This window comes from Treponema sp. R6D11, from assembly GCF_054786075.1.
This window is the reverse complement of the sequence record NZ_BDHD01001187.1, coordinates 1-365: the sequence shown is the minus strand read 5'-3', so window position 1 is coordinate 365 and position 365 is coordinate 1. Positions and strand designations below refer to the sequence as shown.

Annotated in this window: 1 protein-coding gene; it reads right to left on the bottom strand. The window is 29.3% G+C overall.

Going from position 1 to position 365, the window contains the following annotated elements; all coding sequences use genetic code 11:
* On the bottom strand, window positions 1-365 hold a 365-nt coding region (locus tag ACYVTD_RS18035; RefSeq protein ID WP_461248985.1), incomplete at both ends, for a type ISP restriction/modification enzyme.

Sequence of the window (365 nt, the reverse complement as noted above, 5' to 3'; positions counted from 1 at the left end):
CATTGAATTCCGCCGTATGTATCAATATCTCTAACACAATCGGTTATATGCACAGAAAAATCTTTTACACTTCCAATTCCCGGAATACAAATAATAATATTCTGATGTTCGTTTGAAGGAAATATCTTAGTCATTTGATATGTCATATCGTTTAATTCTTTTGCAAAATAGACATATTGTTTACAAAATGGGCGGTATATGCCTTGATAAATATTTTCATCGTTGTATTTGAATTTAATGCCTTTTTCAAGGTCTTGCTTAAATCCCCTGTTCCATGTAATTTTTGTTGAATCATAATTTACAAATTCTTCAAGTTTTATGTTTTTATTCTTTTCTTTGGCGTTATGATATTCTTTGCATTGTTC